Origin of the sequence: Ornithinimicrobium sp. F0845, from assembly GCF_023015765.1 — a bacterium.
In the GTDB taxonomy this organism is placed as follows: Bacteria; Actinomycetota; Actinomycetes; order Actinomycetales; family Dermatophilaceae; genus Ornithinicoccus.
Genome location: NZ_JALKAL010000003.1, coordinates 101,404 through 116,133, shown reverse-complemented (window position 1 = coordinate 116,133; position 14,730 = coordinate 101,404). Strand labels below are relative to the sequence as shown.

Below are 14,730 nucleotides of genomic sequence, written 5' to 3'. Positions count from 1 at the left end.
GACGCTACCCCGCCGGACGTCCCGATGTCCCTAGAGTGGCCAGCATGGAGTCGGGCAACCTGCTGAAGCGGGTCCTCATCGGTCGCGCGCTGCGCACCGACCGGCTCAGCGACACCCTCCTGCCCCGCCGGCTCGGCCTGCCGGTCTTCGCCAGCGACGCCCTGTCCTCCGTGGCGTATGCCGTGGACGAGATCGTGCTGACTCTCGCCCTGGCCGGCGGCGCGGCGATCTACTTCTACTCCTGGGAGGTCGGCGTCGCCGTCGGCCTGGTGATGCTGGTTATCGTCGCCTCCTACCGCCAGACGGTCCACGCCTACCCCGGCGGCGGCGGGGACTACGAGGTGGCCTCGGACAACCTCGGGCCGCAGGCGGGCCTGGCCGTGGGCTCGGCCCTCATCGTCGACTACACCCTGACCGTGGCGGTCTCCGTGTCGGCCGGTGTGCAGAACGCGGCCGCGGCCCTGGGGTTCCTCCGCGGCTACGAGGCCGCCGTGGCGGCCGGTCTGATCGCGCTGCTCACCCTGATCAACCTGCGCGGTGTCCGGGAGTCCGGACGGGCGCTGGCGGTGCCGGTCTACGCCTTCCTGGGGGCGCTCGGCATACTCATCGCGGTGGGGGCGACCCAGTTCCTCACCGGCACCCTCGGCCGCGCCGCGAGCGCCGACTACGAGCTGCTGCCGGCCGAGGGCTACGAGGAGGTGACCGGCCTCTTCCTCGTCTTCCTGCTGCTGCGCGCCTTCGCCTCGGGCTCGGTGGCCCTCACCGGCGTCCAGGGCGTGGCCAACGGGGTGCCAGCCCTGCAGCGCCCCAAGAGCCGGAACGCCGCCTCCATCCTCGCGGTGATGGCCGCCTGCTCGATCACCATCACCGTCGCGGTCCTCCTGCTGACCCGCGAGACCGGCATCCAGCTGGCCGTCGACCCCGAGCAGCAGCTCCGGCTGCAGGGTGAGCCGGTCGGCCCGGACCACGTCCAGGACACCGTCCTCGGTCAGCTCTCCAAGGTCGTCTTCGGCGTAGACAGCCCCGGGGTGCTCCTGGTCGCGGTCACCACCGGCGTGATGCTCGTCGTGGCGGCCAACACCGCGTTCAACGGTTTCCCGGTCCTGGCCTCCCGCCTGGCCCGCGACCGCTTCCTGCCCCGCGGGCTGGTCAGCCGCGGCCAGCGACTCACCTACTCCAACGGCATACTGCTGCTGGCAGCGGCCGCCGCCGCGCTCGTCCTGGTCTACCGGGCCACCGTCACCGAGCTGATCCAGATGTACATCGTCGGGGTGTTCATCTCCTTCACGTTCAGCCAGGCGGGGATGGTGCGGCACTGGAACAGGCGGCTGCGCACCGAGGTGAGCCTGCGTCAGCGCGTCGGCATCATCCGCAGCCGCACCATCAACCAGGTGGGCGTCGCCGTCTCGACGACCGTCCTGGTGATCGTGCTGCTCACCCGCTTCACCCACGGGGCGGGCGTCGCCCTGCTCGCGATCGGTCTCATCTGGATGGGGATGACCATGGTCTACCGCTACCACCGCACGATGGACAACGAGGTCTCGCTGCCGGCCGAGGGCACGGACGAGAGCCAGGTGGTGCCCTCCCGGGTGCACGCCCTGGTCTACGTGCCCCGCCTGGATCGCCCGACGATGCGGGCGCTCGCCTACGCCCGCGCCACCCGGCCGCCCACGCTCGAGGCGATCACCGTGGACGTCGTCCCCGAGACCACCCAGGCGCTGCGCGAGGAGTGGACCCGACGGGAGCTGCCGGTCACGCTGCGCACCCTGGACTCCCCCTACCGCGAGCCCGTGCGGCCCGTCCTGGACTACGTCCGCCGGGTGCAGCGGGACCGTCCCCGGGACGTCGTGATCGTCTATGTCGCGGAGTATGTCGTGCGCGAACGTTGGTGGACCCGGCTCGTCCGCGACCGGATCCTGGAGCGACTGCGCAAGGGTCTGCTGCGCACCCCCGGCGTGATGCTGGTGACCGTGCCGTGGCAGGGAGAGGGCGTTGATGAGCGGTGAGGAGGGCGTGACCGTCGGGGACGCTCTGGTCCTCGAGGTGGGTCCGGTGGCGCACGGCGGCCACTGCGTCGCGCGCCACGAGGGACAGGTCGTCTTCGTGCGCCACACCCTGCCCGGTGAGCAGGTCCGGGCGGTGGTCACCGAGATCGGCCCGGGCGGCCGGTTCCTGCGTGCCGACGCTGTCGAGGTGCTGGTCCCGGCGCCGGGACGGGTCAGCCCGCCGTGCCCCTGGTCCGGCCCCGGCCGGTGCGGTGGCTGCGACTGGCAGCACGTCGAGCTCGACACCCAGCGGGAGCTCAAGGCGGCGGTGGTGCTGGAGCAGTTCACCCGGCTGGCCGGGCTCGACCTCGTCGCGCACCTCGGTCGCCCGGTCGTCGTGGAGCCGGTGCCGGGCGATCAGGACGGTCTGGGGTGGCGCACCCGCGTCGAGTTCGCCGTCGACGAGACCGGACGGCCCGGTCTGCGGCGTCACCGCAGCCACGACATCGTCCCCGTCGGAGACTGCGTCATCGCCGACCGCCGGGTGATCGGCACGGGGGTGCTGGACCGTTCCTTCACCGGGTCGGCCGCGGTGGACGTCGTCGCGCCGTCGGTGGGTGACACCGTCGTCGTGCCGGTGCCCACGGGCCCGGTGCCCCTGGTGCGCGAGCGGGTTCCCCTGGCCGATGGCGACCTCGAGCTCGGGGTCTCGGCCCGCGGCTTCTGGCAGGTGCATCCCGGTGCGGCCCGCACCTTTGTCACGACCGTCCTGGACTGGCTCGCCCCCCGCCCCGGCGAGAAGGCCCTCGACCTGTATGCCGGGGTGGGCCTGTTCGCCGCCGCGCTCGCCCGCCGCGTGGGTCCGGAGGGCGTGGTCACTGCGGTGGAGAACGACCCGGTGGCGACCGACAACGCCCGGGACAACCTGGCCGACCTGTCGGACAACCTGGCCGACCTGTCCGGGGTGGAGGTGGTGCGGGACCGCGTCGACCGGGCGGTCCGCCGGATCGTGCGCGCCGGTGGGGCTGTCGACCTCATCGTCCTCGACCCGCCCCGCACCGGCGCCGGCCGACAGGTGTGCCGGGACATCGCCGGACTCCGTCCGCGGGCGATCGGCTACGTGGCGTGCGACCCGGCCGCCCTGGCTCGCGACGTGGGCTACCTGGCCGAGCACGGCTACGTGCTGCGGGACCTGCGCGTGTTCGACGCCTTCCCGATGACCCACCACCTGGAGCTGGTCGCCGTGCTCGACCCGAGACCCAACGACGTGCAGCACCCGATCGGTGCGAGCGAATCGCCGTCGGTGTGAGGTCGTGGCGCTCGCACCGATGAGTTCCGCACCGATCCAGGGTCAGTCCGGGTAGGTCCGCAGACGGACCAAGCCCGTCCCGAAGGAGTCCTATGGCCAAGCTCATCTACGGCATGATCACCTCGCTCGACGGGTATGCCGCGGCGGCGGAGGGCGATCTCGGCGCCGGAGCGGAGGACCCGGAGGTGCACACCTACATCGGTGACCTGTTCCGCCCCGTGAAGACCTTCCTCTACGGCCGGCGGATGTACGAGACGATGGTCTTCTGGGAGACCGCGCACACCCTGCCGGACGCACCACCGCACATCGTCGACTACGCCCGCGACTGGCAGGCGGCGGACAAGATCGTCTACTCCACCACCCTTGAGTCGGTGACCAGCGCGAGGACCAGGATCGAGCGGGACTTCGACCCGGACGCCGTGCGCAGGCTCAAGGACGAGGCCGACGGCGACCTCACGATCGACGGGCCGACGCTCGCGTCCCAGGCGATCAGGGCCGGGCTGGTGGACGAGTACCACCTGTTCATGACCACGAGCGTTGTCGGTGGCGGCACGCGCTTCTTCCCCGACGGGGTTCGTCTGGACCTGGAGCTCGTCGCGCAGCGTGCCTTCGACAGCGGGCTGATCCACGCGTGCTACCGCACCCGCTGACCTGCTACTCGGTCGTCTCCTGCACGGGGGTCCGTCCGGTGGCCAGCATGAGGCCCATGACGACGATCGCCACCAGGTAGGCGGGCCAGCCGAGCGCGATCTTGGCGACGCCGAGCCAGGCGACCTCCCCGGCCAGGTAGAGCGGCAGCATCAGACCCACCCGCACGGCGAAGAGGACGACCAGCACCCAGGTCAACCGGGAGCAGACGCGGACCAGCGCGCTGTCCCGGTGCCAGGCGGTCGGTCGCTCCGCGAACTGCGGGTCGCCGGCGGCCACGATGAAGCCCACCGCCGGCCAGCGGGTCACGATGGAGACCACCATCGCCACGCCATACGCCGCGGAGGTGATGATGCCGGGCAGGAAGGCGTCCTCGGCCTGTCCTGAGCGCAGCGCGAAGAAGGCCGCGATCGCGGTGGCGAACAGGGAGGTGAGCACGAAGCGCACCGAGCCACCGATGTAGAGGCGGATCCCGAGCAGGATGATCGCCACCGCCGCCGCGGCATACAGCGCGGGACGGACCTCGTCGCGGATCAGCCACAGCACCACGAAGGCGACGGTGGGCAGCGCCGTCTCCAGCGAGCCGTACCACCCGCCCAGCACGTCGGAGACGCGGTGACGGATGACCTGCTCGACCGTCTGGACGGCGTCGACCTCGCGTTCGGCGGCCGCCCCGGTCTCCTGCTCAGACATGGCCGGGCAACATCTCGTAGCCGGGGTTGAAGATCGTGCGGCGGCCATCGACCAGGGTCACCCGGCCGGTCAGCGTGAGGTAGGTGCCGGGGCCGATCCCCTCGATGGCGCGGCGACCGAGCCAGACCACGTCGATGATCCCGGTGCCGTCATAGAGTTCCACGCGCAGCTCGGGTGGCTGACCCGCCGGGAGCACGGCCACGCTGTGCACGGTGCCGGTCACCGAGGCCTGGGCCCGGGGCGTCAGGTCGGCGATCCGGGTGCAGCCGGGGCGCGCGCACTCGGCCGCGACCTCCTGCGCCTCCAGCTCGGACTGGTCGAGGCCGAGGGTGTCGAGTGTCTCCCGCAGACCCATCAGGTGTCCGACCCCGTCCCGTCGGCCGATCCTCGGTCGGCGGCCCCCTCGGGGGTGACCCCGCCTGCAGCAGTCCCCCCTGCAGCAGTCCCGCCGGCAGCAGTCCCCGCGGCCCCGGCGCTGCCCGCAGCGCCCTGCGACGCGGCACCGCTGGCCACACCCTTCGCGGCGGTAGCGGCCCGGGCGGCGGCGCGGCGACGGGCCGCCTCCTCCAGGACACCCTTGGGGGCGGTGAGCGCGAGCACCTCCCGCGGCGGACGCGGGTCGGTGCCACGGTCCACCACGACCTGGCGGAGGAACTTGCGGACCACGTCCAGCTGCTTGCCCTCGGTGGCGGCCGGGCCGTTGATCACGGCACGGAGGAACCACCGGGGCCCGTCGATCCCGATGAACCGGTTGGTCGCGAACGCGACCCGCCCGGAGGCGTCCTGGCCGGGCACCCGGGCAAGCAGTTCCTTGCCCATCACGCCCTTGCTGTCGATCGTCGAGGACCCCCCGGCAGACTTGACGCCCTCGGCCAGTCCCTGGCGGATGTCGTCCCACAGGCCTTCGCTGCGCGGTGCGGCGAACGCCTGGAGCTGCAGCTTGGAGCCCTGGATCGTGCAGGTCAGCCCGATGATCTTGGAGGACTCCTTCTCAACGTCCAGCCGCATCTCCATGCCCGGGACGGCCGGGACGCGCAGCGACCCCAGGTCGATCCGCCCGTTCAGCTCGGTGCGCTCGGAGGCGTCGTAGGGACCGTCGAAGACACGCTCCCAGTCCCGGTCGACCCCCGGCTCCCCCTCCGGCTTGACCGGGCCGGTGTCCTCGACCGGCTCGTCGGTCTGGTTCTTCTTGCTGCGGCCGAAGATGCCCACGCGGCTCAGTCCTTCTCAATCGTGGTGGTCGTGGTGGTGGCGAGCCCGAACCCGCCGGAGGCCCCGTGCCCGCTGGTGCCGCGGTCGCTGCCGGGCAGCGCACTGACCTCGGTGAACGCGACCACGGAGACCGGCTGCACGATCAGCTGGGCGATCCGGTCGCCACGCCGCACCGTGAACGGTGCCGTGGCGTCGGTGTTGAGCAGGTTGATCATGATCTCGCCGCGGTAGCCGGCGTCGATCGTGCCGGGTGCGTTGACGATGGTGATGCCGTGCCGCGCGGCCAGGCCCGAGCGCGGATGCGTGAAGGCGGCGTACCCGTCGGGCAGCGCGATCGCGACACCCGTCCCCACGAGCGCACGCTGGCCCGGGGCCAGCGTGACGTCCTCGCGGGCATACAGGTCCACGCCGGCATCACCCGCGTGCGCCCTGCCGGGCACCGGCAGGGCGTCGTCGAGCCGGTGCAGCAGCACCGGGACAGATTGGGTGGTCACGTGGTCAGAGGGTACCCGCACAACATGGGTACCCCGTCAGGGTCAGGCCGCGCACTCGGTGCAGACCGGCAGTCCCCCGACCTCCTTGGCGAGCTGGCTGCGGTGGTGCACGAGGAAGCAGCGCGAGCAGGTGAACTCGTCGGCCTGGCGCGGGAGCACCCGCACCGACAACTCCTCACCCGACAGGTCTGCCCCCGGGAGCTCGAACCCCTCAGCGTGCTCGGTCTCGTCGACGTCGACGCTGGAGGAACTCTTGTCCGCCCGCCGTGCCTTCAGCTCCTCCAGAGAGTCTTCACTGATGTCGTCCTCGGACTTGCGAGGGGCGTCGTAGTCGGTGGCCATGACGATCCTCTCCTCTCTCGAGCTGGTGTCGCAGGGTCTGGCTGATCCTGCGATGTGCGAATTGTCTCGGTGTGAACGCCGGACGTGCCGGTTTTGTGCCCGAACCCGGGCACCGGTTTCCCGGGTCCGGACCAGCCGTGGCACGGCGACGCTGCCACACCGGCTGGGACACCGAAAACGCTGGTGTTCGCGGGGATTGTGCCGTATGTCGGGTGCCCGCGTCGAACCGGGGGTCAGTCCGACCCGCAGGCGGCCGGCTTGGCGACCCGCAGATTGGGGCAGCAACCGGGTGCGCAGACCGACGGCCACGGCTCGCTGACGGGCCACGCCGGTCGCTCTGGGGACTCCCCTCGCGCCTGCGCGGCGCGCTCCGTCACCAGGTCGACGAGCCCGGAGACGAACTGTGGGTCGATCCCCACGGTCGGCACCCGCAGCACCTGGATCCCGACCTCGCCCGCGGTCTCCTGGGCCTCGGTGTCCAGGTCGAAGACGACCTCCATGTGGTCGGAGACGAACCCGATCGGGGCCAGCACCACGTGGGTGACGCCCTCGGCGGCCAGCTCGCGCAGCCGGTCGTTGACGTCCGGCTCCAGCCAGGGCTGGGTGGGCGGGCCCGAGCGGGAGCAGTAGGTCAGTTCGCCGACCAGTTCCTCCCCCAGGGTCGCCCGGGCCTCGTCGGTGATCGCCCGCGTCAGCGCCAGGTGCTGGGCGCTGTAGACGTTGCCGTCGCCGTCCCCGGGGCCGGAGGTGTCGTCCATGGCGTCCGGGATCGAGTGGGTCACGAACACCAGGTGCGGCAGCACCCCGGAGGAGTCCCTCACCTGCCGGGCCGCCTCGGTCACCAGCCTCGCGTTGGTGGAGGAGAACCCGGGGTGGTTCCAGTACTGCCGGATCTTGTCGACCCGCACCGGCGAGCCCTCCTCGGTGAGCTCGTTGATCGACTCGGCGATGTCCTCGCGGTACTGCCGGCAGGAGCTGTAGGAGGAGTAGGCGCTCGTCGTGACCGCCAGGACACGCGTCATCCCCTCCTCGGCCGCGCCGCGCAGCACGTCGGTGAGGAACGGCTCGGAGTTGCGGTTGCCCCACAGCAGCGGGGTGCTGATGTCGCGGCGCGCGAACTCCTCACCCAGGGCCGCCAGCAGCGCCCGGTTCTGGTCGTTGATCGGGCTCTTGCCGCCGAAGGCGTGGTAGTGCTCGGCCACCTCCGCCAACCGCTCGTCCGGGATGCCGCGTCCCCGGGTGACCCTCCGCAGGAAGGGCATGACCTCCTCGGGCGCCTCCGGTCCGCCGAAGCTGACGAGCACGACCGCGTCATACGGCTCCGTCTCCGTGGAGCGCTCCGTGCTCACCTCCCGCTCCAGCTCGGCGAGGGACTCGTGGGAGTATGCCGACTCGCCAGGCTGCGTCTCCCCTGCGGTGGGTGCGTGGTCGGCCTCCCCCTGACCGGCGTTCGTGGGCTGTGCGGGGGTGGTGGGCTCGCCGGGGTCGGTGGGGTCGGCGATCGGGTTGCTCATCTGCTGTCTCCTGTCGTGCGCAGAGCGGTGGGGGCGTTGAGGTCCAGGGCGACGGCGGTCATCCGGATGAGGAAGACCAGCGCGACGGCGCCCCAGATGAGTGGGGTGGTGAGGAAGCCCTGCCCGTCGGCGACCACGATCAGGATCGCACCGACCAGGGCGGGCACGGCATACAGCTCTCGGCGAAGCACCTCGGGGACCTGTCCCGCGAGCACATCGCGCAGCGCTCCTCCCCCGACCGCCGTGATGACTCCGAGGGAGATGGCGGCCAGGGCGCCGGCGTTGAAGTCCAGCGCCTTCAGCGAGCCGCTGACCGCGAAGAGGGCCAGCCCGCAGGCGTCCAGCACGCGCACCGAGTAGCCGAGCACCCTGGCGCGGGACCCGGGTCGCAGGCGGAGCCGCTCGCGCAGGGTGCGGTACCACAGGAAGGTGACCAGCCCGGCGGTCAGCGTCGGGGCGAACAGGCGCCAGTCGCTAATCCCGACCGGCGGGACGTCGCCGAGGAAGACGTCGCGGATGATGCCGCCGCCGAGCCCGGCGACCCAGGCCAGCACCACGATGCCGACCAGGTCCAGGCCCTTGCGGACGCCGACCAATCCGCCGGAGAGAGCGAAGACGAAGACCCCGAGGATGTCGAGCAGCAGCTGGAGGTCGGAATCCTGGATCACCATGGTTCTGCCTAAGGTAGCCCGGTCAGCGGCGTGGCCTCATGCTGAGGTGGGGTGAGAAGTGGCACAGTCGTCCGCACAGGTCCGATGTGAGGAGAGGCAGATGGAGCAGCTGCAGTTCACTGCTGTCCATGAGGACGGTCAACACCTGGTCCTGTCGGCGCCCGACGGCACCGAGCGCCTGCTCCCGATCGACGAGCGGCTGCGGTCCGCGCTGCGCAGCCGTGGGCCGGCGGCCGACCAGCCCGCGGCCCAGCTCAGCCCGCGCGACGTGCAGGCGATGATCCGCGCGGGACAGACCGCCACCGAGGTCGCCGAGCTCACCGGGTGGCCGGTCGAGCGGGTGGCGCGCTTCGAGGCCCCGATCACCGCCGAGCGGGAGCACGTCGCCGGACTGGCTCGCGCCGCGCACGTGCGAGGGCGCGCGGCGGAGGGTGTCGTCCCGACGCTGGAGACCCGGGTGCTGGAGCGTCTCGAGGCCCGCGGTGTGGACCCCGACAACACCAGCTGGGACGCGACGCGGCCCGCGGGCGGCCCCTGGACGGTGGTCGTCAACTTCGTCGCCGGTCAGCGCCAGCGCGCGGCGGCGTGGCGGTTCGAGCCCGCGGACCGGACGGTGGAAGCCCTGGACGACGAGGCCCGCTGGCTGAGTGAGGACGAGCAGAGCCTTCCCGGCAGCGCGGCCGGCAAGCAGCTCCTGGGCAGCCACGGGGTCTCCGAGGAGGTCGACCTGGTGACGAGCATGCGGGAGCGCAGCCGCACCCGCAGCCGGCGCAAGAGGCCCACCCCGCGCGGTGAGCTGCCCACTGCCGCCGAGCCGGGGCAGACCTCCGAGGACGTGCTCCCCCTCGAGCACGTGACCGACGACGAGGCCACGACCGAGCACCAACCCCCCGCCGATCACCAACCCCCCGCCCACGACCAATCACCCGCCGACGCCCAGTCCCCCGCCGACGCCCAGTCCCCCACCAGTGACCAGTCCCCCACCGATGACCAGGACGTGCCTGGTCCGGGGGCTCCCGAGGCCGCCGCCAGGACTGCGACCACCGACGTGCCGCCTGGCGATGCCACGTCTCGGCGTGCCAGGGCGGGTCGGTCCAGGTCCGGCCGCGCCCGGTCCGGGCGGAAGTCGACCCCGTCCGGGTCCACGCGCGGATCCGCGCCGGCCGAGGGTGCCGGCGACGGCCTCCCCGACTCCACGAGCGGCGCACAGGGTGCAGCGAAGAAGTCTGCGGTCGACGACACCCCTACCAGCTATGACGTCGAGCTCGACTTCGATGAGAACTACGAGGTAGACCCGACGCCCCAGGAGGCGACACTGTCCGACCTCTTCGGCCCGGGTGACCCCTCGGCCGAGGAGGTGCCCGTCGACGACTACGACGAGGACGGTGATGAGGAGGGTGACGAGGAGCTGTCGAGTTCGGAGGAGCAGGCGAGCGAGGACGACGACAGCACCGACAGCGCTGCACCTGCGCCAGGCGAGCCCGACGCTGAGATCGGCGCCGAGAGTCTCGTGTTCGACAACGACGACGAGCAGGTCGCCCCCCGTGAGATCGACACCACCGACGCCGACAACGCCACCGACACCGACACCGACACCGACGACACCACCGTCGAGACCAGCGACGTCGACACGAGCGACGAGGACGCTGGCGAGGTGGCCGACGAGGCGGCTGACGGCGCCGAGCAGGGGGGGACCCCGGGCGAGGAGCCCGAGGACCCGCCCCAGGCAACTCAGGAGTCGTCGCAGCCCGGGGCCAAGCGACGCAAGGACGGGCGCCCGGGCGTCCCGAGCTGGGACGACATCATGTTTGGCGCGAAGGACCGCAAGTAGCCGCGACAGTCTCATCGCAAACGTAGACCTACCCGCGTCGATCGGTGCTGTCCGCGGCAGCGGCCGTTGCTGACCAGCACCTGTACAGCGTCAATGTCGACGTCGCTGCATTCCACCTCTAGTAGCCCACTATGACGCTCTCGAAACAGTCGGGGCCGTCGACAGGGGCAAGGCCACACCGCCGGGAGTGGGGTACGGGAGCCGCCTACCGAGGAGGGGCGTGACATCACTCAACCGCCGAGAGTCGGACGTTGCGAAAGTGGGGTTGTCTGGGTCCGCGAGCCTTACGCCGGGCCCCGGTGCCATCTGGGGAGCTATCGCCCCGTGATAGGCCACACTCGAGCCGGGGGCCTGCTGTCCTCGCCCTTCCTGTTGCGGTGTGACGCTGGCCGGCTGAGCCTTGCTGAGATCAAGGTCACGGTCGTGTCGCCATCGGCCGTCACCTCGGGCTCAACGACCAGGGCGCGCTGCACCCGTCCAAGGGAGTCCTGCCAGGTGGCGGTGGCGAAGACAGCCACCGCTCACTCGGACACGTCCCCGACCCCGGGTGAGCCACGGTCAGGGCCGACCGGCTCCCATCAGTCCCGAGGCGTAGTTGATGCCATTGATCTTGGAGCCGCTCCAGCTGGAGTCGCGAAGGGAGTGGATGACCTGTCCGTCCCCGAGGTAGATCGCCACGTGGAAGATGCCGGATGCGGAGCCGTTGTTGCTGTAGAACAGCAGGTCGCCACGTTGGATCTCCGAGAGGGGGACACGGTTTGTGGCGTGGTACTGGGCCTCGCTCTGGTGGGGAAGGCTGATTCCAGCAGCACGGAAGGCCGCGGTGGTGAACCCGGAGCAGTCATAGGCGCCGCCACTGCTCGAACCCCAACTGTAGGGCAGCCCCAGGTTGGCCTGCGCCCAGGCGATGGCTGCCTCGCCTCCCTGACCTGCCGCTGGCGCGACCGGCTCAGCGGGAGCCTCCGGCCTGGCCTCTGATCGGCTGGCCGATTGACCCTCAACGCGCGTGCTTCCAGCGGAGGCTCCGGCACCGTCCAGGTTCTCGCTATCTGCGCGCCCGCTGTCAGTGGTGATGGTCGCGACGGGGGTTTCCAGTTCTGGTTCGGGGGTGACGCCGGTGAAGCCGAGCTGGCCAAAGTGGCTGTGCTGTTCTACGTCTTTAGCGGCCGGTGCCGGTACGGCTTGCGCAGGAACGTCCGGGGTCGGCTCGGTGGTCCCCCGGAGCGGGCCAGCAGAGCTCGTCGTGCTCTGGTCTCCCGCAGCCGGGCGTTGCGTGCTATCCGCTGCATGGAAGGGATCAGCGTCGATGACACCGAAGGCTGTTGCTCGGGGCGCGGGCACGGAGGTCGCGGCCCCGAGGGCGGCCACGAGCAGGCCGGAGGCCGCCACGGTGGCGGTTCCGGTCAATGGGCGGGGCAGGTTGGCTGGGGCGCGGTGGCGCCCGGGCATGCGTCGCTTCACGGGGGTTACCTCTCCTGCGCCTGCGGGGTTAGCTGTCGGGCTCGGGCTGGAGTTGCCCGGGAATGGCCCAGTGCTCTTGGGCCGAACCTTCGCCCCCGAGGAACGCAACACGTTCCTCTAATTTGGGTCCCCCGCTCTTGTCATGCGGACTTCTCGTCTGACCCGCTGCGCTGACAAGATTCGGCGAACGCCCGGGACCCACCAGGGGCAGGTAGGTAACAAAACGGTAACGGCCAGGGCGGCGTGGAATGGCCGTCAGGACCGAATCACGCTTAATCTTCATGGAACCTTCATCAAGGCCGGGCAGCGCAGAGGCCACGGCGCTGCAGGTGGGGTCTACGGCAGTGGGAGCCACCAGGTAACGGTTGTTCCGCGTCCCGCGCCGGGGCTGGTGATCGAGAGGTCTCCGCCGTGGACATTGACGATGCCGCGGGCGATCGTCAGTCCCACCCCGGAGCCGCCGCGTTCACGGTCGCGGGCGGTGTCGACGCGGTAGAACCGTTCCAGGACGTGCTCGAGGGCCTCGGCAGGGATGCCGTCGCCGGTGTCCGAGAGCGTCACCACGACACGCTTCCCGTTGCGACGTGCCCCAATGGTGACTGTGCCGTCCTCGGGGGTGTGGCGTAGAGCGTTGTCCAGCAAGTTGGTCATCACCTGCCCCAACCGATCCGGGTCAGCTGACACCGTGGGCAGGTCCCGCTCGATGTCTGTCGCGACTCGAACCCCTTTGGCCAAATATGCCACCTCGTGCGCCGCGACTGCCTGCTCGAGGAGGTGGCCGAGGTGCACTGGTTCTCGCGCCAGCTTCAAATGGTCTTCTTCGATGCGCGAGACGGCGCTGATGTCTTCGGCCAACCGTGCGAGTCGCTGGGTCTGTCCGCGGAGCATCTGCACGGTCGGCGGGTCCAGGTGAGTCACGCCATGCTGGGTCCCCTCCAACCAGGCGTCCACGGTGGCGATGGGGGTGCGCATCTCGTGGGCGAGGTCTCCCAGCATCTGCTGGCGGGTGGCCTCGGTGTCGGCGAGCCTGCCTGCCATCAGGTTGAACGAGTCAGCCAACACCTTGAACTCTGGACCCAGTGCCGGTGGGCGGACCCTGGCCCCATAGTCACCACCTGCGATGGTGGAGGCCGCCTCTGCGACCCCTCGCACCAACCGCCCCACACGCCTAGTGAGGTAGTAGCTAGCAGCGAGCGCGACCACGAGTGCAGCGACCAGAGCAACCACCAGGGCGACGGTGATCGCGGAACGAAACGCTTCCTCTACGTGGATGGCCTCCTCGTCTGGGTTCTCGTGGCCGGCCAACACCATGTGCTCTCTGAACAGGGCCAAGCCCACGAGCTCGGTGACGAGGAGGATCGTCGCGAGTCCGATCAGGACGACCAGGCCCTGCGCTATCAGGAGCCTGGTCACCAGACCTGTTGTCTGCAGGCGTTCGCGAAGGCTCACCGCCGACCCTCCTCCGGTGAGGTGGCCTGTCCGACGTCCAGTCGGTAGCCCACCCCTCGCACCGTGTGGATGAACCGCGGGCTGCTGGCGGGGTCGCCCAGTTTGCGCCGCAGGTGGGCGACGTGGACGTCGACGAGTTGCTCGTCCCCGACCCAAGTCTCTCCCCAGACCCCGTCGATGATCTGGCGGCGGGTCATGGCCTCTCCCGCGCGGGCGGCCAATACCTGCAGGACGTCGAACTCGGTGCGGGTCAGCACGACACGATCGCCATCCAGGTGCATTTCGCGGGCCGAGCCGTCAATGCGCATCTGGCCCAAGACTTTCAGCTGAGTGCCGGTCGGTGGTTCCTTGGCGACCTGCCGCGGCCGCCGCAACATCACCTGCACCCGCGCGACCAGTTCGTGCGGGCTGAACGGCTTCGTCATGTAGTCATCGGCACCCGCGCGCAACCCGGCAAGCGTGTCCGGCCCCTCGGCTCGTGCGGTAAGCATCACGATGTAACAGTCCGAGAACTCACGCAGCCCGCGGCAAACGTCCAGGCCGTCCAGGCCGGGTAGTCCCAAATCGAGGATGACGACGTCGGGATCCAACCGGCGAGACCGTTCCAGGGCCGTTGGGCCATCATGAACAACCGTCACTTCGTAGCCACCCCGGAGTAGGAACCGGGCCACGACCTCGGCCAGGGGTTTCTCGTCATCAACCACGAGCACCCGCAAGCCTCGGCCGGGGCCTCGTCGGCTGGGGGGTGGCAGGTCAGTTGTCATGGTCTGTCTTAGGACTTGACTAGTCGGGCGATGGCTTGGGAGGCCTCGTTGATCTTCTGCTCCGCCTCAGTTCCACCCGCTTTCGCAGCGCCGACGACACAGTGCTTGAGGTGGTCATCGAGCAGCCCGAGCGCGACGTTCTCCAGTGCCGAGGTAAGGGCGCTGATCTGGGTGAGGATGTCAATGCAGTATGTGTCCTCATCGACCATCCGGTGAATTCCTCGCGCCTGCCCTTCGATGCGCTTGAGACGGGCCAGGTAGCGGGCCTTGTCGCTGATGTAGCCGTGCGTGGTCTCCGTGTGTGGTGTGGCCTCGGTGGTCATCTGAATGCTCCTATTGGTGAGGGTGGGGTCACGA

General features: G+C 70.4%; 15 protein-coding genes and 1 riboswitch. Of the genes, 4 read left to right on the top strand and 11 right to left on the bottom strand.

The annotated features are described in order from the left end of the window. Positions 1-44: 44 nt before the first annotated feature. From MWU75_RS06470 to MWU75_RS06460, 3 genes are all read left to right on the top strand, one after another. Positions 45-2,006, top strand: a complete 1,962-nt coding sequence (locus MWU75_RS06470; RefSeq protein ID WP_247088975.1) for an APC family permease — start codon at positions 45-47, stop codon at positions 2,004-2,006. Next, the gene (locus tag MWU75_RS06465; protein WP_247088974.1) at positions 1,996-3,294 is read left to right on the top strand and encodes a TRAM domain-containing protein; all 1,299 of its coding nucleotides are present in this window, start codon (positions 1,996-1,998) and stop codon (positions 3,292-3,294) included. Before MWU75_RS06470 ends, MWU75_RS06465 begins: the two co-directional genes overlap by 11 nt. A gap of 92 nt (positions 3,295-3,386) precedes the next feature. Continuing rightward, entirely contained in the window at positions 3,387-3,944 is a 558-nt protein-coding gene (locus MWU75_RS06460; protein WP_247088973.1) for a dihydrofolate reductase family protein, read from the top strand. A gap of 4 nt (positions 3,945-3,948) precedes the next feature. Here the strand turns inward: MWU75_RS06460 and MWU75_RS06455 are convergent, their stop codons facing one another. From MWU75_RS06455 to MWU75_RS06425, 7 genes are all read right to left on the bottom strand, one after another. Then, positions 3,949-4,635 carry a DUF3159 domain-containing protein gene (locus tag MWU75_RS06455; RefSeq protein ID WP_247088972.1) on the bottom strand — a complete coding sequence of 229 codons (687 nt, stop codon included), beginning with the start codon at positions 4,633-4,635 and terminating at the stop codon, positions 3,949-3,951. Beyond that, a complete protein-coding gene (locus MWU75_RS06450; protein WP_247088971.1) occupies positions 4,628-4,990 on the bottom strand; it encodes an OB-fold nucleic acid binding domain-containing protein in 363 nt (120 codons plus the stop codon). The genes MWU75_RS06455 and MWU75_RS06450 overlap by 8 nt, the downstream gene beginning before the upstream one ends. Further along, complete coding sequence (locus MWU75_RS06445) at positions 4,990-5,847, bottom strand: DUF3710 domain-containing protein (RefSeq protein ID WP_247088970.1); 858 nt, start codon at positions 5,845-5,847, stop codon at positions 4,990-4,992. Before MWU75_RS06445 ends, MWU75_RS06450 begins: the two co-directional genes overlap by 1 nt. Before the next feature lie 5 nt (positions 5,848-5,852). Continuing rightward, the gene (dut, locus tag MWU75_RS06440; RefSeq protein WP_247088969.1) at positions 5,853-6,341 is read right to left on the bottom strand and encodes a dUTP diphosphatase; all 489 of its coding nucleotides are present in this window, start codon (positions 6,339-6,341) and stop codon (positions 5,853-5,855) included. Between the two features lie 42 nt (positions 6,342-6,383). Next, the gene (locus MWU75_RS06435; RefSeq protein WP_247088968.1) at positions 6,384-6,683 is read right to left on the bottom strand and encodes a DUF4193 domain-containing protein; all 300 of its coding nucleotides are present in this window, start codon (positions 6,681-6,683) and stop codon (positions 6,384-6,386) included. Positions 6,684-6,916: 233 nt separating this feature from the next. Then, on the bottom strand, positions 6,917-8,197 hold the full coding sequence (locus MWU75_RS06430; RefSeq protein WP_247088967.1) for a ferrochelatase: 1,281 nt from the start codon (positions 8,195-8,197) through the stop codon (positions 6,917-6,919). Further along, positions 8,194-8,868 (bottom strand): TRIC cation channel family protein, encoded by a 675-nt coding sequence (locus MWU75_RS06425; protein ID WP_247088966.1) that lies wholly within the window; start codon positions 8,866-8,868, stop codon positions 8,194-8,196. Before MWU75_RS06425 ends, MWU75_RS06430 begins: the two co-directional genes overlap by 4 nt. A 100-nt stretch (positions 8,869-8,968) precedes the next feature. On the opposite strand from MWU75_RS06425, the gene sepH reads away from it, so the two are divergent. Beyond that, positions 8,969-10,699 carry a septation protein SepH gene (sepH, locus tag MWU75_RS06420; RefSeq protein WP_247088965.1) on the top strand — a complete coding sequence of 577 codons (1,731 nt, stop codon included), beginning with the start codon at positions 8,969-8,971 and terminating at the stop codon, positions 10,697-10,699. 558 nt (positions 10,700-11,257) lie between these two features. Here the strand turns inward: sepH and MWU75_RS06415 are convergent. From MWU75_RS06415 to MWU75_RS06400, 4 genes are all read right to left on the bottom strand, one after another. After that, positions 11,258-12,160 carry a C40 family peptidase gene (locus tag MWU75_RS06415; RefSeq protein WP_247088964.1) on the bottom strand — a complete coding sequence of 301 codons (903 nt, stop codon included), beginning with the start codon at positions 12,158-12,160 and terminating at the stop codon, positions 11,258-11,260. A 4-nt stretch (positions 12,161-12,164) separates the two neighbouring features. After that, positions 12,165-12,356: riboswitch (cyclic di-AMP (ydaO/yuaA leader) on the bottom strand. A 140-nt stretch (positions 12,357-12,496) separates the two neighbouring features. Further along, positions 12,497-13,609, bottom strand: a complete 1,113-nt coding sequence (locus MWU75_RS06410) for a HAMP domain-containing sensor histidine kinase (protein ID WP_247088963.1) — start codon at positions 13,607-13,609, stop codon at positions 12,497-12,499. Beyond that, on the bottom strand, positions 13,606-14,313 hold the full coding sequence (locus MWU75_RS06405) for a response regulator transcription factor (RefSeq protein WP_348647745.1): 708 nt from the start codon (positions 14,311-14,313) through the stop codon (positions 13,606-13,608). The genes MWU75_RS06410 and MWU75_RS06405 overlap by 4 nt, the downstream gene beginning before the upstream one ends. 68 nt (positions 14,314-14,381) lie before the next feature. Continuing rightward, positions 14,382-14,696 (bottom strand): metal-sensitive transcriptional regulator, encoded by a 315-nt coding sequence (locus tag MWU75_RS06400; RefSeq protein ID WP_247088961.1) that lies wholly within the window; start codon positions 14,694-14,696, stop codon positions 14,382-14,384. Between the last annotated feature and the right edge of the window lie 34 nt (positions 14,697-14,730).